The 13,555-nt window shown below is 54.3% G+C and carries 14 protein-coding genes and 1 pseudogene; 2 read left to right on the top strand and 13 right to left on the bottom strand.

Annotated features, from left to right (window positions below):
- Positions 1–8: 8 nt before the first annotated feature.
- Positions 9–959, bottom strand: a complete 951-nt coding sequence (locus tag HV107_RS23805) for a branched-chain amino acid ABC transporter permease (protein ID WP_182061190.1) — start codon at positions 957–959, stop codon at positions 9–11.
- 171 nt (positions 960–1,130) lie between these two features.
- Between HV107_RS23805 and HV107_RS23800 the strand changes: the two genes are divergently transcribed.
- A complete protein-coding gene (locus HV107_RS23800; RefSeq protein WP_182061189.1) occupies positions 1,131–2,075 on the top strand; it encodes a LysR substrate-binding domain-containing protein in 945 nt (314 codons plus the stop codon).
- Here the strand turns inward: HV107_RS23800 and HV107_RS23795 are convergent.
- From HV107_RS23795 to ppk2, 7 genes and pseudogenes are all read right to left on the bottom strand, one after another.
- Positions 2,065–2,505, bottom strand: coding sequence for a GFA family protein (locus HV107_RS23795; protein WP_182061188.1), 441 nt, complete (start codon positions 2,503–2,505; stop codon positions 2,065–2,067). The two genes, HV107_RS23800 and HV107_RS23795, sit on opposite strands and share 11 nt — an antisense overlap.
- A 79-nt stretch (positions 2,506–2,584) precedes the next feature.
- Positions 2,585–3,667 (bottom strand): porin OmpC, encoded by a 1,083-nt coding sequence (gene ompC, locus HV107_RS23790; protein ID WP_182061187.1) that lies wholly within the window; start codon positions 3,665–3,667, stop codon positions 2,585–2,587.
- 627 nt (positions 3,668–4,294) lie between these two features.
- Positions 4,295–4,459 (bottom strand): annotated as a pseudogene (locus HV107_RS23785) (EamA family transporter); the annotation flags it as partial.
- Positions 4,460–4,475: 16 nt separating this feature from the next.
- A protein-coding gene (locus HV107_RS23780; RefSeq protein ID WP_095033700.1) for an IS1-like element IS1B family transposase occupies positions 4,476–5,173 on the bottom strand; the annotation gives its coding sequence in 2 pieces (ribosomal slippage) (positions 4,476–4,924 and positions 4,924–5,173; 699 coding nt in all).
- Between the two features lie 58 nt (positions 5,174–5,231).
- Positions 5,232–5,555 (bottom strand): CcdB family protein, encoded by a 324-nt coding sequence (locus HV107_RS23775; protein ID WP_182061186.1) that lies wholly within the window; start codon positions 5,553–5,555, stop codon positions 5,232–5,234.
- Complete coding sequence (locus HV107_RS23770; protein ID WP_182061185.1) at positions 5,555–5,743, bottom strand: hypothetical protein; 189 nt, start codon at positions 5,741–5,743, stop codon at positions 5,555–5,557. Before HV107_RS23770 ends, HV107_RS23775 begins: the two co-directional genes overlap by 1 nt.
- Positions 5,744–5,892: 149 nt before the next feature.
- Positions 5,893–6,714, bottom strand: coding sequence for a polyphosphate kinase 2 (gene ppk2, locus HV107_RS23765; RefSeq protein WP_182063582.1), 822 nt, complete (start codon positions 6,712–6,714; stop codon positions 5,893–5,895).
- Between the two features lie 164 nt (positions 6,715–6,878).
- On the opposite strand from ppk2, the gene araJ reads away from it, so the two are divergent.
- Entirely contained in the window at positions 6,879–8,054 is a 1,176-nt protein-coding gene (araJ, locus tag HV107_RS23760) for an MFS transporter AraJ (RefSeq protein ID WP_182061184.1), read from the top strand.
- A 6-nt stretch (positions 8,055–8,060) separates the two neighbouring features.
- Here araJ and HV107_RS23755 read toward each other — a convergent pair whose 3' ends face one another.
- The 5 genes from HV107_RS23755 to HV107_RS23735 are packed head-to-tail and all read right to left on the bottom strand — an operon-like array spanning position 8,061 to position 13,545.
- On the bottom strand, positions 8,061–9,152 hold the full coding sequence (locus tag HV107_RS23755) for an alkylhydroperoxidase domain protein (protein ID WP_182061183.1): 1,092 nt from the start codon (positions 9,150–9,152) through the stop codon (positions 8,061–8,063).
- 10 nt (positions 9,153–9,162) lie between these two features.
- A complete protein-coding gene (locus HV107_RS23750) occupies positions 9,163–10,152 on the bottom strand; it encodes a putative FMN-dependent luciferase-like monooxygenase (protein ID WP_182061182.1) in 990 nt (329 codons plus the stop codon).
- A complete protein-coding gene (locus HV107_RS23745; protein ID WP_182061181.1) occupies positions 10,149–11,756 on the bottom strand; it encodes an ABC transporter ATP-binding protein in 1,608 nt (535 codons plus the stop codon). The genes HV107_RS23750 and HV107_RS23745 overlap by 4 nt, the downstream gene beginning before the upstream one ends.
- Positions 11,753–12,604: an ABC transporter permease gene (locus HV107_RS23740; RefSeq protein WP_182061180.1), complete on the bottom strand. Its 852-nt coding sequence runs from the start codon at positions 12,602–12,604 to the stop codon at positions 11,753–11,755. The genes HV107_RS23745 and HV107_RS23740 overlap by 4 nt, the downstream gene beginning before the upstream one ends.
- Positions 12,601–13,545 (bottom strand): ABC transporter permease, encoded by a 945-nt coding sequence (locus HV107_RS23735; protein ID WP_182061179.1) that lies wholly within the window; start codon positions 13,543–13,545, stop codon positions 12,601–12,603. The genes HV107_RS23740 and HV107_RS23735 overlap by 4 nt, the downstream gene beginning before the upstream one ends.
- Positions 13,546–13,555: the final 10 nt, after the last annotated feature.

Raw genomic sequence — 13,555 nt, 5'->3', positions numbered from 1 at the left:
AGTGTTCCTTACGCCCTGTGTGCCACACGTTCGCCGAGCAGGCCCGCCGGACGGAAGACCAGCACCAGGATCAGCACCATGAACGCAAACACGTCCTGGTAGTTACTGCCGAATACGCCGTTGGTGAGTTCACCGAGATAGCCCGCGCCCAGTGCTTCGATGATGCCGAGTAAAATCCCGCCTACCATCGCGCCACGGATATTGCCGATACCGCCCAGAACAGCCGCCGTGAAGGCTTTGATCCCCGGTAAAAAGCCCATCGAGAAACTGGCGTTGCCGTAGTTGCTGGCCATCATCACGCCCGCCAGCGCGGCAAACACACCGCCGATAGCGAAGGTCAGGGTGATAATGGCGTTAGGGTTAACGCCCATCAACGTGGCGACACGGGGATTTTCGGCAACCGCACGCATTCCTCTTCCAAGGCGGGTGTATTCAACCAGCAGCCACAGCGCGGTCATGACGACCAGCGCCAGCACCACGGTCACAATACCGGTGACGGTGACAATGGCTGGAGGGTGGGCTTCACTGCCTGCGGTGACGGCAATCGGGTCCATTGGCAAGATCTGCGGGAACATCAGCGGATTTCGTGTCCAGACGATCATCGCCACGGTCTGCAGCAATACCGAAACGCCAATCCCGGAGATCAGCGGCGCCAGACGTGGCGCGTTGCGCAGGCGGCGATACGCAAAGCGTTCAACCGCCATTGCCAGCAGGGCGCAGACGCCCATTGCAATCACCAGCGCGCAGCCCAGCTGAAGCAGCAGCGGCAGATGCGGAAAGGTATTATTCAGGACATTAATGGCAGAAAGCGTGGTAAGCGCGCCAACCATCAGAATATCGCCGTGGGCAAAGTTAATAATGCGCAAGATGCCATACACCATGGTATAGCCCAGCGCGATCAGCGCGTAGATGCTTCCCAGCATCACACCGTTGATCAGTTGTTGTATGAGTGTGTCCAACGTTCGTACCCGACAAATTGCTCTTTCAGCGGCTACCATCTAATAATTGAATTAAATTGTAAAATACGCATATATTATTTCTTATGAAAAACCGGTATCGTTTTATCTTTATGATTTATATGGTTTTAATAAACTTACCTGATCGGGTAAATGGTCTAAAGAAGTCAACATATGAATAAAACAGAACAATTGAAAGGCCAGCCTCTCTTTGCTGAAACCCGTCTTGCTAACGATCCACCCCTGCGGGCCGTACGCGCGTTTGAAGCCATTGCCAGGCTCGGCAGCGTGACGCTGGCCGCGCAGGAGCTGGCGATTTCACCATCCGCCGTGAGTCACCAGCTCCGTGTACTGGAAGGGTATCTGCAAATGCCGCTTACAGAGCGTCAGGGACGCAGGCTGGTGCTGAGCCAGCAAGGGCGCGATTACTACCGCTCGATCCGGGCAGCATTTAACGTGCTGCGCCAGGCCACGGAACATCTGGTAGAACAATCACAAACGCGGCAGGTCACCATCAGCCTGATCCCGCTGTTTGGCATGGGCTGGTTTATCCCGCGTCTGCCTGCTTTTATGCGGGCTAACCCACAGACTGAAATCAATGTGGTGTATGCCAACCACCGCAACTACCTGAGTGATGCCTCAGATATGTCGATTCGTTTTGGCAATGGGCAGTGGGCGGGCTATCAGAGTGAAAAACTGATTTCCGGGCAGATGGTGCCGGTATGCAGCCGGGCTTTTTTGCGCATTCACGGGCACATCGACACCCCGGAACAGCTGCTGCAAATGCCGCTGTTGCATGATGAGGAACGCAGTACCTGGCAGCAGTGGTTTATGCTACAAGGGGTAAAGCGCCCGCCACGACAAAGCGGCCCGATGTTTGAAGATGGCCTGCTGACGCTGGCGGGTGTTCAGGCCGGGCTGGGCTGTGCGCTGATGCGCGAACCGCTTATCGCGCCGTATCTTGAAAGTGGGGAACTGGTCAAAATTTTCGATTTGCCTATTGATGATGGTCGCGACTATTACCTGTGCGTGCGTTCAGATACAGAAATGACCGAGGACGGTAAGCTCCTGCAAAACTGGCTGCGCCGTGCTGCGGGCAGTGAACAGCCTACGGCGTGAGCAGACAGCTTTTATCCTGCGCTTCGATTTCCGTCCCGCTATAGCGTGCGTATTGCCCGGTCAGCCCCCAGAAAGCGGGCTGGGTTTCGGTATAAATTTCGGCGGCCAGCACCAGGCGACGACGTTCGTCTTCACTCATCTCCAGCAGCGTCCAGGGAATTAAGTAGCGTGCTGATGAGGTTAACTCAAACCATAGTGGGCAGCCGCAACCCGGGCAGAACCAGCGTTCACCACGCGGGGAGGACGAAAAATGAGAAGGGGCGATGGAATCGTCCTCGACCAGAGGATGACCTTGCGCTTCCAGATACATGGCGATACCGCCGGACCATTTCTGGCACAGCGTACAATGGCAGGCATACACGTCGAAATTGGTGAGACTCACACTGAACTGACTCATCCCACACAAACAGCGTCCTTTGAATATGTGCATGGCGTACTCCTTTATCACGCCAGTAAAACCGGATAAAAAAAGCCAGCCACAAGGGCTGGCCTTTTTATACTGACAAATCTTAGAACTGGTAGGTCAGACCCAGTGCAACGATGTTGTCGGTAGAAACACCAGCAGCTTTGGTGAAGCTGTTGTCGTCAACCAGGTTGATTTTGTAATCAACATAGGTAGACATGTTTTTGTTGAAGTAGTAGGTCGCACCCAGGTCTACGTATTCAACCAGATCCTGGTCGCCGTAAGAACCGATGTCTTTACCTTTGGATTTCAGGTATGCGATGGATGGACGCAGACCGAAATCGAACTGGTACTGAGCAACAACTTCGAAGTTCTGTGCTTTGTTCGCGATATAACCGTCACCGAAGTTGGTCATGTTGCGAGTTTCGGAGTAGGTGGTTGCCAGGTAGATGTTGTTCGCATCGTATTTCAGGCCAGTTGCCCACACTTCTGCGTTCTCGCCGCCCGCATTGATGGTGCCCGCTACACGGCCAGCACGAACCTGGTCGTCAGTACGGTCAGATTTCGCATAGGTCGCACCCACGCCGAAACCGTTCATTTCGTAGGTAGAAGACAGACCCCAGCCGTCACCGTTCGCTTCGGTGATGTCGCGGTTGTCGTTTTTACCCTGGTACTGAGCAGCGAAGTTCAGACCGTCAACCAGACCGAAGAAGTCGGTGTTACGGTAGGTTGCAACGCCAGTGGTACGGCCAGTCATAAAGCCATCAGTCTGGGTCCAGGTATCGCCACCGAACTCTGGCAGAACGTCAGTCCATGCGCCGATGTCGTAAGCAACACCGTAGTTACGACCGTAGTCGAAAGAACCGAATTCGTTGAATTTCAGACCTGCGAATGCCAGACGGGTTTTGTTGCCGTCAGAACCCTGAGATTCAGAGCGGTTGCCCTTGAACTCATATTCCCACTGGCCGTAACCGCTCATCTGGTCGTTGATCTGAGTTTCACCTTTGAAGCCCAGACGAACGTAGGTTTTGTCACCGTCGTTGCTGGAATCATCAGAGAAATAGTGCAGACCTGTTACTTTACCGTACAGATCCAGTTTGTTACCGTCTTTGTTATAAACTTCAGCCGCGTTTACAACGCCCGCTGCCAACATGGAAGTCACTGCCACTGCAACTAATTTAAGTTTCATCTCAAATAATCCTTATAATTTTCTTTAGGTATATCCTGAGCCAAATTGAACGATTTCTAAACGAGGCTGTTCGTCAATGGCACGTTATTTTTAAAAATCTTGTAGCTTCGTTTCAATAATAAGTTTCAAAATATTAGAGATAATTTCAATTAGTGTGATCCTGATCTGAAAAATTGCCGTTAAAAGCGCGGTTTTGACTAATTAATGCACAGGTAAACACTATTTACAGCCGCAAATAATTGTCATAGGTATAGTTGTTTTGTGGTTCTATTTTTCACTGAAATTAATGGCGATGACGCGATAGATATTAGATGCGCTGCGTAATTGATGGCGGTAAAACAGTGGGTTATGAGATTGTTCGCATAATCATTGCGCAAAAACCCATGAAACATCCAGAAATAAACTATTGCAATAAGTGCTATATACAATGTGAATATTCGCAGGGAATTAGTTACATGCCGTTGTCAATTTGTGTCAATAAGTGCGAAGAGGAATTTACGAAGGGAGATAAATATAAACAGAATCTAAACCTCTTAACTACGAGTCGTGTAAATATTCTGAGGTGCGATCACGTTTTATTTTCACAGGTATTTTGCCGGGCAGGGAGTTTGCCCGGCAGAAGGGGCATCAGGCTCTATTTTGCGTGGCATACCAGCACAGCAGAGAACCGGCGCAAACCATCAGAGCGCCTTGCCAGAAGGCGAAAGAGAGTGGTGCGTTGAGTAGCGCGGCGGCCAGCGCGGCGGATAATACGGGGGTAAAATAGGATACCGCAGCAAGTACCGTGACATTTGGTAATGACTCCAACTTATTGATAGTGTTTTATGTTCAGATAATGCCCGATGACTTTGTCATGCAGCTCCACCGATTTTGAGAACGACAGCGACTTCCGTCCCAGCCGTGCCAGGTGCTGCCTCAGATTCAGGTTATGCCGCTCAATTCGCTGCGTATATCGCTTGCTGATTACGTGCAGCTTTCCCTTCAGGCGGGATTCATACAGCGGCCAGCCATCCGTCATCCATATCACCACGTCAAAGGGTGACAGCAGGCTCATAAGACGCCCCAGCGTCGCCATAGTGCGTTCACCGAATACGTGCGCAACAACCGTCTTCCGGAGCCTGTCATACGCGTAAAACAGCCAGCGCTGGCGCGATTTAGCCCCGACGTATCCCCACTGTTCGTCCATTTCCGCGCAGACGATGACGTCACTGCCCGGCTGTATGCGCGAGGTTACCGACTGCGGCCTGAGTTTTTTAAATGGCGGAAAATCGTGTTGAGGCCAACGCCCATAATGCGGGCGGTTGCCCGGCATCCAACGCCATTCATGGCCATATCAATGATTTTCTGGTGCGTACCGGGTTGAGAAGCGGTGTAAGTGAACTGCAGTTGCCATGTTTTACGGCAGTGAGAGCAGAGATAGCGCTGATGTCCGGCGGTGCTTTTGCCGTTACGCACCACCCCGTCAGTAGCTGAACAGGAGGGACAGCTGATAGAAACAGAAGCCACTGGAGCACCTCAAAAACACCATCATACACTAAATCAGTAAGTTGGCAGCATCACCTGGTCAGGTATTGGTTAACAGCCTGTCAATGGCTGAAATAACATCATGACGTGAATCGCGTAAATTACAGATAAAGTCTTTTCGGTTAATTTTATTAGTGTTGATGTTGGTGATCATGGGTGCATAAATAAGGAATGATTCGAATTCTATATTTATGCCTGGCGCAAGAGGGCTATGCCATAAGGGTAACTGATGATTTCGCATTAAGGGCAAAATTACACGTGTTGCCAGATCCTCATAGCAATCATCCTGAATAAGCATGTAATAAGGCAGTTTATCCCGGGTCATCGTAGAGGGGTTACGATAAACGTTAAATTGTTTAAGCATTAAAGCACCCTGAAAAATTCATCATCGGTAATCGTCCCGTTCTTTTCGACAAAATCATTCATTGCTTGAATAAACTGCCGGTCATGCTCTGATAGCTTACGCTGAGAGCTTGAGCGCCTGTGAGTAAGGGCTACATGGCTTTGAGACGGACTGGATTGATGTTCATGTACTGCTGCTGAATCTTTCATTTTTCACCTCCTGTGTGGGTGCGCTCATTATCAACCTCTGCCGCGCAAAAACAATACTGTTTCCCCTGGCAATATTAATATTGCGAGCAGTATTCCAGACAACAGTGAATGAAATGGCCTCTTTGCATTCAACAAAGAGGCCGGGAATATCAGAAGCGTTCCGCGACATACCTGAAGGGGTATTTTGTCGGTTTGACTTTGCCGATTTTACGTTTCGGCAATTCAACAGACTCAACGTGCAGTTCTTTATATGGGATCTGGGTAAGCAGGTGAGAAATAATATTCAGGCGAACACGTTTCTTATCTTCAGAGCGGGCGACAAACCAGGGCGCCCAGGCGGTGTCGGTAGCGGCAAACATGGCATCGCGTGCGACGGTATAATCATCCCACATAGTGAAGGACTTAATGTCCATTGGGGATAATTTCCAGATCTTACGCCCGTCGTTAATGCGATCGCGCAGACGGCGTTCCTGCTCTTTTGGTGTCACCTCCAGCCAGTATTTCACCAGGATGATCCCGGCATCCACCATCGCTTTTTCCATCACTGGTGTGCCATCCAGAAACTTTTCTACCTGTTCCGGGGTGCAAAAGCCCATCACCCGTTCAACGCCTGCCCGGTTGTACCAACTGCGATCGAAGATAACTATTTCACCCGCTGCAGGCAGGTGGGGCACGTAACGCTGGAAGTAGAGCTGACTTTTTTCTTTCTCGGTCGGGGCTGGTAAAGCAATCACCCGGAACACTCGCGGGCTGACGCGCTCGGTGATCGCTTTAATCGTACCGCCTTTACCTGCGCCGTCACGTCCTTCAAAGACAATGCACACTTTCAAGCCTTTACTGACGACCCATTGCTGGAGCTTAACCAGCTCAACATGGAGACGGCGCAGCTCTTTTTCATACTCTTTGGTTTTGAGAGGTGCATCTTTAACGACATCAACAACGACACTGGCTTTCTTTTTTTTACTGACCATCATTGTCATCCTCTTATTGTCCGGTCGCGGAATAAAGGGCCGTGCTTTGAAGTGTAATCTACCTGAATTAATGGATTAACCTGTCAGCGAGCCGTTTTGAACTGGCTCACCATACAAGATTATTTAATAATAGCTGTTGCAAATTTTTAACAAGTGGTTGCGGTATGAAAAAGACTATTTTTTCGTTAGCACTTGGCACATTCGGCCTTGGCATGGCTGAATTTGGCATTATGGGTGTGTTAACCGAGCTGGCGAAAGATACGGGGATTTCAATTCCTTCCGCCGGCAATATGATTTCGTTTTATGCCTTCGGTGTAGTGATCGGTGCGCCGATTGTGGCGCTGTTTTCCGGTAAGTTCTCGCTGAAATCAACGCTGCTGTTTTTAGTGGCGATGTGCGCGGTCGGGAATGCCATCTTTACCTTTTCGACCTCCTATACCGGGCTGGCGATAGGGCGCCTGATTTCCGGTTTTCCGCACGGGGCCATTTTTGGCGTGGGTGCCATCATCCTCTCGAAAATCGCCCCTCCGGGTAAGGTAACGCTTGCGGTCGCAGGCATGATTGCCGGGATGACGGTCGCCAATCTGGTGGGTGTCCCTCTAGGGACGTGGCTTGGGCATGAATACAACTGGCGCTACACCTTCTTACTGATTGCCGTGTTCGATGCGCTGGTGATCCTGTCCGTCATTTTCTGGGTGCCAACACTCTACGATAAAACGGAAACCCGGCTCAGCGAGCAGTTTCATTTTCTGAAAAAACCGGAACCCTGGCTTATTTTTGCCGCCACCATGTTTGGCAACGCCGGGGTGTTTGCCTGGTTCAGCTTTGTTAAGCCGTTTATGGTAAATGTCTCTGGTTTTTCAGAAGGGCTGATGACCGTGATCATGATGCTGATGGGGCTGGGCATGGTGTTGGGTAATATGCTGAGCGGTAAATTATCCGGGCGTTATAGCCCGCTGCGCATCGCGGCGACGACCGATATGGTGATTGTCGCCTCATTGTTACTGCTCTTTGCGTTTGGGGAGCACCAGACAGCTTCTCTGGTGATGGGCTTTATTTGCTGCGCTGGGCTGTTTGCCCTCTCGGCACCACTGCAAATACTGCTGCTGCAAAATGCAAAAGGTGGGGAACTGCTGGGTGCTGCGGGTGGTCAGGTGGCATTTAATCTGGGCAGTGCAATTGGTGCCTATTTTGGCGGGATGATGATAACGCTTGGCTTTAGCTGGAGCTACGTCACCTTGCCCGCGGCCATTCTTTCGTTCTCCGCCATGACGTCTCTGCTGATGTATGGCTACCTGAAAGCCAAACGAAATCAGGCTAACACACACGCGTTAGCCTGATACCCATCAGGACAGCCAGGGTTCGCCCAGGGTCAACATCAACCGGTTGGCCCAGGCGAAGAAGGCGGCAGACTGAATCAAATCGAGTTGTTCCAGCGTATCCAGCGACTGTTTTTCCAGTGCCGCAAGGTGATGTGGCGTCACAGCCGGTGGCGTGACGGACAGCGCCGCCGCAAATTCAATTTCCGCCTGCCAGCGCGCAGACTGCCCTTCACTCAGCGACTGTCCGGGGCGGATGGCCAGCAGCGCTTCAACGGCGTTGTCATCCTTAGATAACTGACTGGCTTTACGCGCATGGACAGATGCGCAGTAAATGCAGCCGTTAACCTTGCTGGTGACCGTTGCCGCAAGCTCGCGTTCGGCGCGGGGAAGGCCGCCCGACGTATAAAAAATCCCTTTATCCGTGAGTGTGCGTTGTTCCAGTACCGGCAAATTGCGCCCCAGCAGGCGGAAATAGTCAGAGTCGGTGTGGCCAAACTTCGCGAGGATTGCCACCTCATCGTCGGTAAAATCGGCCAGCGGTTTTGCCGCAATCCACGGCTCCCAGCCGAGTTCCGCCTGGGTGAAGGCCACTGGCGCGGCTTTGCCCGTTGCGGTGGTGTTTGTTGTGTGCCAGATGCCCGCCACAGCCGGTGTATCACTGGCTGTTACCGGTTTATCGTTCAGCAAACGTAGCCCGGTAATAAGCCGGCTCTGGAAGCTGACAAACGCGATAAGCTGCGCCAGCGTCACAATGCTTTCTTTGCTCCAGCCTGCCTGAGTGAGTGTTTTCAGGGTCGACGGGGTGGCTTCTACCGGAGAAAAGGTCAACAAACGGGCGAAATTAAGGGCCGGAGTCAGACGCGCAGAGGTCGGGTCAGCCAGCCCAAATCCGGCGTAGTGCGCCGCAAGTGCGTCTGCGTTATGCCATTTCGCGACTTTTGCCGCCACGGCAAAACGTTCATCCAGCGGAAATGCCGTGTCCTGCTGGCTGAACAACGTTTCGTAACTCCCCTGGGCATGACGCGTTGCGGCATCACGCGTGGCGCGGGCCTGCGCCAGAGCGGAACCTGGGGCGATCTCTGCCAGTTCGGCGAGAATATCCTGACTTAATGCCATCTGTGACTCCTCAAAGAATGTGGGGGGCGATATGTGCTGCAATCAATTCAATCGAACGCAGGGTATCCGGGTGCGAGGGTTCCACCGAATGCACCTGGAATGAAATATCCGTCGCGCGCGCCAGGACGGAATCGGCTTGCAGCGAGGCGAGAACGGTTTCAGGCGCGCCAATATGGGCGTCAAACTGACGGCGATAATCCGCCACGCTATCGCCTGTTACCTGATACCCGGTCGCGCGATGCTGCTGAGCCTGTTTTGTCAGCCCGGGGGTTGCCACCGCTAGCGCATAGTCATCGCTGTCGGCGACGAATGCCGTACGCGAGGCCAGAATACGTGGCGCGACGCCCGCAGGCAGGGCATCCAGATAGGCATCAATAATAGGGTTCTGGATTTCATCCAGCGTTAAATCCAGCCTGTCTGCCGGGCGGGGTTGCGTGCGTGAGAGCATCAGACCGTGCCCGGCCTGTGCCGCGCGTATGGCTCCTTCCACCGAAAAGGTCGCAATCCATACCCGCTGGTTGAGCTGTGGGGAGGGTGGATAAAGATGGTTGTCGGGATGGGTGAGCGAATCCCCGCCCCAGGCGCTCTGGATAACATGCAGATGTTCAGCAAACACGGCGGAACGTTCCTCGAACGTCAGGCCAAACGGCAGGAATGAGGTGGGTGTACCCCCGGAGCCAAAGCCCACTTCCAGGCGGCCATTCGCCAGCAGATCCAGCACGGCGGCATCTTCCGCTACTCGCAGCGGGTTTTCCATCGGCAGCGTGATGATGGCGGTTCCCAGACGAATGTTGCGCGTATGCGCCGCCACATGTGCCAGGAATAACAGCGGAGAGGGCAGCCCGCCTTCGTGCTCATGAAAGTGGTGCTGCGCAATCCAGGCGCTGTCGAAACCGTGGCGCTCCGCGTGCTGTATTTGTTCTGTTGCCAGGCGGTAACGTTCTTTCGGCGTGGCGTCATCCAGCAGGCGGGTGAAAAATCCCAGGCGTTTTCGCGTCATGCGAACTCCTCCGTAACGGGTGAAAAATGGGGAATGGCGTCAATCAGTTCACGGGTGTAGCTATTCTGCGGTGTGGCAAACAGCGCTTCTACCGCGCCATGCTCTACAACCTGGCCGCTACGCAGCACCGTCACGCTGTGCGCAATGCGGCGAACGGTCGACAGATCGTGAGTGATAAAGAGATAGGTCAGCCCCAGCTGTTGCTGTAACTGCTGAAGCAGGGCCAGGATTTGCGCCTGTACCGTGACATCCAGCGCCGAGGTGGCTTCGTCCAGCACCAGGATGGTCGGTTCAAGGATCAGTGCCCGCGCAATGGCTACGCGCTGACGCTGCCCGCCGGACAGTTCGCGTGCCGTCCGGCTCAGAAGCTCTGCGGGCAACGCGACACGCCGGGCAACGTTCTCGACGCGCGTCTTGCGTTCCGTTTTGCTGAGGCAGGCAAAGTTTTTCAGTGGTTCTTCGATTATCTCAAAAAGGGTTTGCCGCGGATCCAGTGAAGCAAACGGATTCTGGTACACAAACTGGATTTTCTGTCGCAGCTGGCGGCGCGCCTCATTGCTTAAGGTGGTGGCGTCGATATCGTCAATCACCACGCGACCGCTGTCGGCTTGTTCGAATCCCAGTAAAATGCGGGCGAGGGTGGTTTTCCCGGAACCCGATTCGCCCACCAGGGCGTGCGTACTGCCGCGCGTCACGTCGAAACTAACCTGATCCAGGGCCTGAAGCTGATGACCTTTACCCAGCGAAAATTGTTTGCTGATCCCCTGCGCGCGTATGGCTGGCGACGCCAGCGGTAAACCTGACACCGGGGCAATGGTCAGCCGTTGTCCCAGGAGATCGCTTAACAGCTGGCGAGTGTAGGCGTGCTGCGGTGCACGCACGATATCTGCTGTGGCACCGTGCTCCTGCACCTCTCCGTGACGGAACACCAGCAGTCTGTCGGCGCGCTGTGCGGCAAGCGCCAGGTCGTGCGTGACAAACAGCACCGCCGTACCGGACTCGCGACGCAGCACATCCAGTAAATCAAGAATGCGCTTTTGTACCGTGACGTCCAGCGCACTGGTCGGTTCATCGGCGATGATCACATCGGGGCGCAGGGCAATGGCGATGGCAATCAGAACGCGTTGCTTCATTCCCCCGGAAAGTTGATGCGGGTACTGTTTCATGCGTTGTTGCGGGTGGCTTAACCCCACTTTGGTTAACAGGGCTAACACCTGTTCATCCCGCTGGGCGGCAGTGATTTTTTGATGGATCTGAATAATTTCCCCCACCTGCGCGCCGATAGTCTGAACCGGGTTCAGTGAGTTACCGGGGTCTTGCGGGACAAGGCTAATCCGCGTGCCGCGCAGGGCATCGAGCCGTTTAGCAGACCAGAGGCTGATCTCTTCACCATTAAGCAGAATGCTACCGCCATCGCGGCGGGCGTTGTCTGCCAACAGGCCAATAATCGCCTGTGCGGTCGTGGTTTTGCCCGACCCCGACTCGCCTACAAACGCCAGCATTTCTCCCCGTTTTAAGCTAAAGCTGACGTTATGGACCACTTCCCGCCACTGGCGGCCGGTGCGGTAGCTGAGGCTGAGGTTTTCCACGCTGAGAACGGTCATATACGGCCTCCGCTGAACTGCTGGCTAATACGGTTGGTGGCAAGCACTACCGCGATGACGACAATGCCCGGGAAGGTGGTTAACCACCAGGCGGTGGAGAGATAGTTACGTCCCTCAGCGATCAATAGTCCCCACTCCGGGACGGGCGGCGGCGTGCCATAGCCGAGAAAACTCAGCGTAGAGAGCGCCAGAATCGCCTGGCCAAACTGTAAGGTGGCAAATGCCAGTACCGCAGTGAGTGAATTGGGAAGAATGTGTCGCCACAGCACGGCCAGGAATGTGCCGCCGCTGCCAAACGCCGCTTCGACGTAATCCGTATGGCGAATACGGACCACTTCACCGCGCGCCAGCCGGGCGAAGCTGGCGATGGAGGCCACCCCGACGGCAATGGCGGCGTTTACGGTACCAAAACCGAGCAGAATAATGACCGTCAGCGAGAGCAGCAGAGACGGAATAGACAGCAGGACATCGACAAAGCGCATCAGCAACGACTCAACACGCCCGGCAAACGCGCCGGCAATGACGCCAAGCCCTGTTCCGGCGACTAATCCCATGGTAACGGCAGCCAGCGCAGCGCTCAGGGAGTGTGAGGCACCGTAAATAATGCGCGTATACACATCCCGGCCAAGCTGGTCGGTACCGAGCCAGTGGCCCGACTGCGGCGCCAGACGTTGCGCACCCGCGATGCCTTCAATCGGGCTGTAGTGGGTGAGCAGGCCCGGCGCGAAGGCAGCAAATGCGGCAAGCACAATTACGGCCCATGCCAGCCATAATCCGGGTTGCCACGAAATACCGGGCAACCGGGGCACGCGTTTTCGTGCGGCCGCGGCGTAATCAACAAGACTCATTGGGCACCTCCGGTGACGGTTTGCAGGCGAGGATCGAACAGCGGCATCAGCAGATCCACCAGCAGGTTAATCAGGACAAACCCCAGGGCTGAAATCATCACCACCGCCTGGAGCACGGCAATATCCTGGTTATTCACCGCCTGCTGGGTCAGCTGGCCCAGGCCGCTGCGCCCGAAGACGGTTTCAGTGATAAGCGCCCCGGCAATCAGTTCGCCCAGCAGTAAACCGGCAATATTCAGCACCGGTAGCAGGGCGTTACCCGTGACGTGGCGCCACAGAACGGCGGTTTCGCTCAGGCCTTTGGCACGCGCTACGGCCACAAAAGGCTGGGATGCCACCTGGTCCAGGCTGCGCATTAAAATCTGTGCCAGTGGGGCGGAGATCGGAATGGCGACGGTCACGATCGGCAGGATCAGGCCTTGCAGGGGCGTTGGGTTAATGACCGGTATCCACTTCAACTGGAACGAAAAGAGCTGGATTAAGGCGATACCCAGCCAGAATGTCGGCAGAGAGATAAACAGCACCGGCAAAGACTGAATGGTATTGCTGAGCCAGCGCAAACCCGGCAGGCGCGAAGCAAAAGCCAGTGCGAAAGCCAGCAACACCGCTAGCGCAAACGCCGGGAGCGCCAGGCTCAGGGTATCCGGCAGATTGCTGGTAATCAGCTCGCTGACCGGGACACCCGCCTGGAGCGAGTAGCCGAAATCTCCGCGTAACATGGCAAACAGCGTATGGCCATACTGCTGCCACAGTGGGCTGTCTGCCCCGTAAGCCACGCGCATCTCCTGAATTTGCGCCGGGCTTAAACCAAGATCAGGGTTCTGAAATTTGATCAGCACCGCATCACCCGGCAGCACCTGAAGCAGCACGAACGACAGGGTAAAGGCGGCCCATAACACCAGCAGCCCATGGCCTGAACGTCGAAGCAGTGCGTGGCTCATGTTCGACTCC

It is taken from the genome of Enterobacter sp. RHBSTW-00175, assembly GCF_013927005.1.
In the GTDB taxonomy this organism is placed as follows: Bacteria; Pseudomonadota; Gammaproteobacteria; order Enterobacterales; family Enterobacteriaceae; genus Enterobacter.
Note: the sequence above shows the minus strand (reverse complement) of the source record. Positions and strands in the feature narration are given on the sequence as shown.

Excerpts from the sequence above, each read along its gene's own strand:
- HV107_RS23800 (WP_182061189.1), top strand. The coding sequence starts at position 1,131 with ATGAATAAAACAGAACAATTGAAAGGCCAGCCTCTCTTTGCTGAAACC.
- HV107_RS23795 (WP_182061188.1), bottom strand. The coding sequence starts at position 2,505 with ATGCACATATTCAAAGGACGCTGTTTGTGTGGGATGAGTCAGTTCAGT.
- ompC (WP_182061187.1), bottom strand. The coding sequence starts at position 3,667 with ATGAAACTTAAATTAGTTGCAGTGGCAGTGACTTCCATGTTGGCAGCG.
- HV107_RS23775 (WP_182061186.1), bottom strand. The coding sequence starts at position 5,555 with ATGCTTAAACAATTTAACGTTTATCGTAACCCCTCTACGATGACCCGG.
- HV107_RS23770 (WP_182061185.1), bottom strand. The coding sequence starts at position 5,743 with ATGAAAGATTCAGCAGCAGTACATGAACATCAATCCAGTCCGTCTCAA.
- ppk2 (WP_182063582.1), bottom strand. The coding sequence starts at position 6,714 with ATGGTCAGTAAAAAAAAGAAAGCCAGTGTCGTTGTTGATGTCGTTAAA.
- araJ (WP_182061184.1), top strand. The coding sequence starts at position 6,879 with ATGAAAAAGACTATTTTTTCGTTAGCACTTGGCACATTCGGCCTTGGC.
- HV107_RS23755 (WP_182061183.1), bottom strand. The coding sequence starts at position 9,152 with ATGGCATTAAGTCAGGATATTCTCGCCGAACTGGCAGAGATCGCCCCA.
- HV107_RS23750 (WP_182061182.1), bottom strand. The coding sequence starts at position 10,152 with ATGACGCGAAAACGCCTGGGATTTTTCACCCGCCTGCTGGATGACGCC.
- HV107_RS23745 (WP_182061181.1), bottom strand. The coding sequence starts at position 11,756 with ATGACCGTTCTCAGCGTGGAAAACCTCAGCCTCAGCTACCGCACCGGC.
- HV107_RS23740 (WP_182061180.1), bottom strand. The coding sequence starts at position 12,604 with ATGAGTCTTGTTGATTACGCCGCGGCCGCACGAAAACGCGTGCCCCGG.
- HV107_RS23735 (WP_182061179.1), bottom strand. The coding sequence starts at position 13,545 with ATGAGCCACGCACTGCTTCGACGTTCAGGCCATGGGCTGCTGGTGTTA.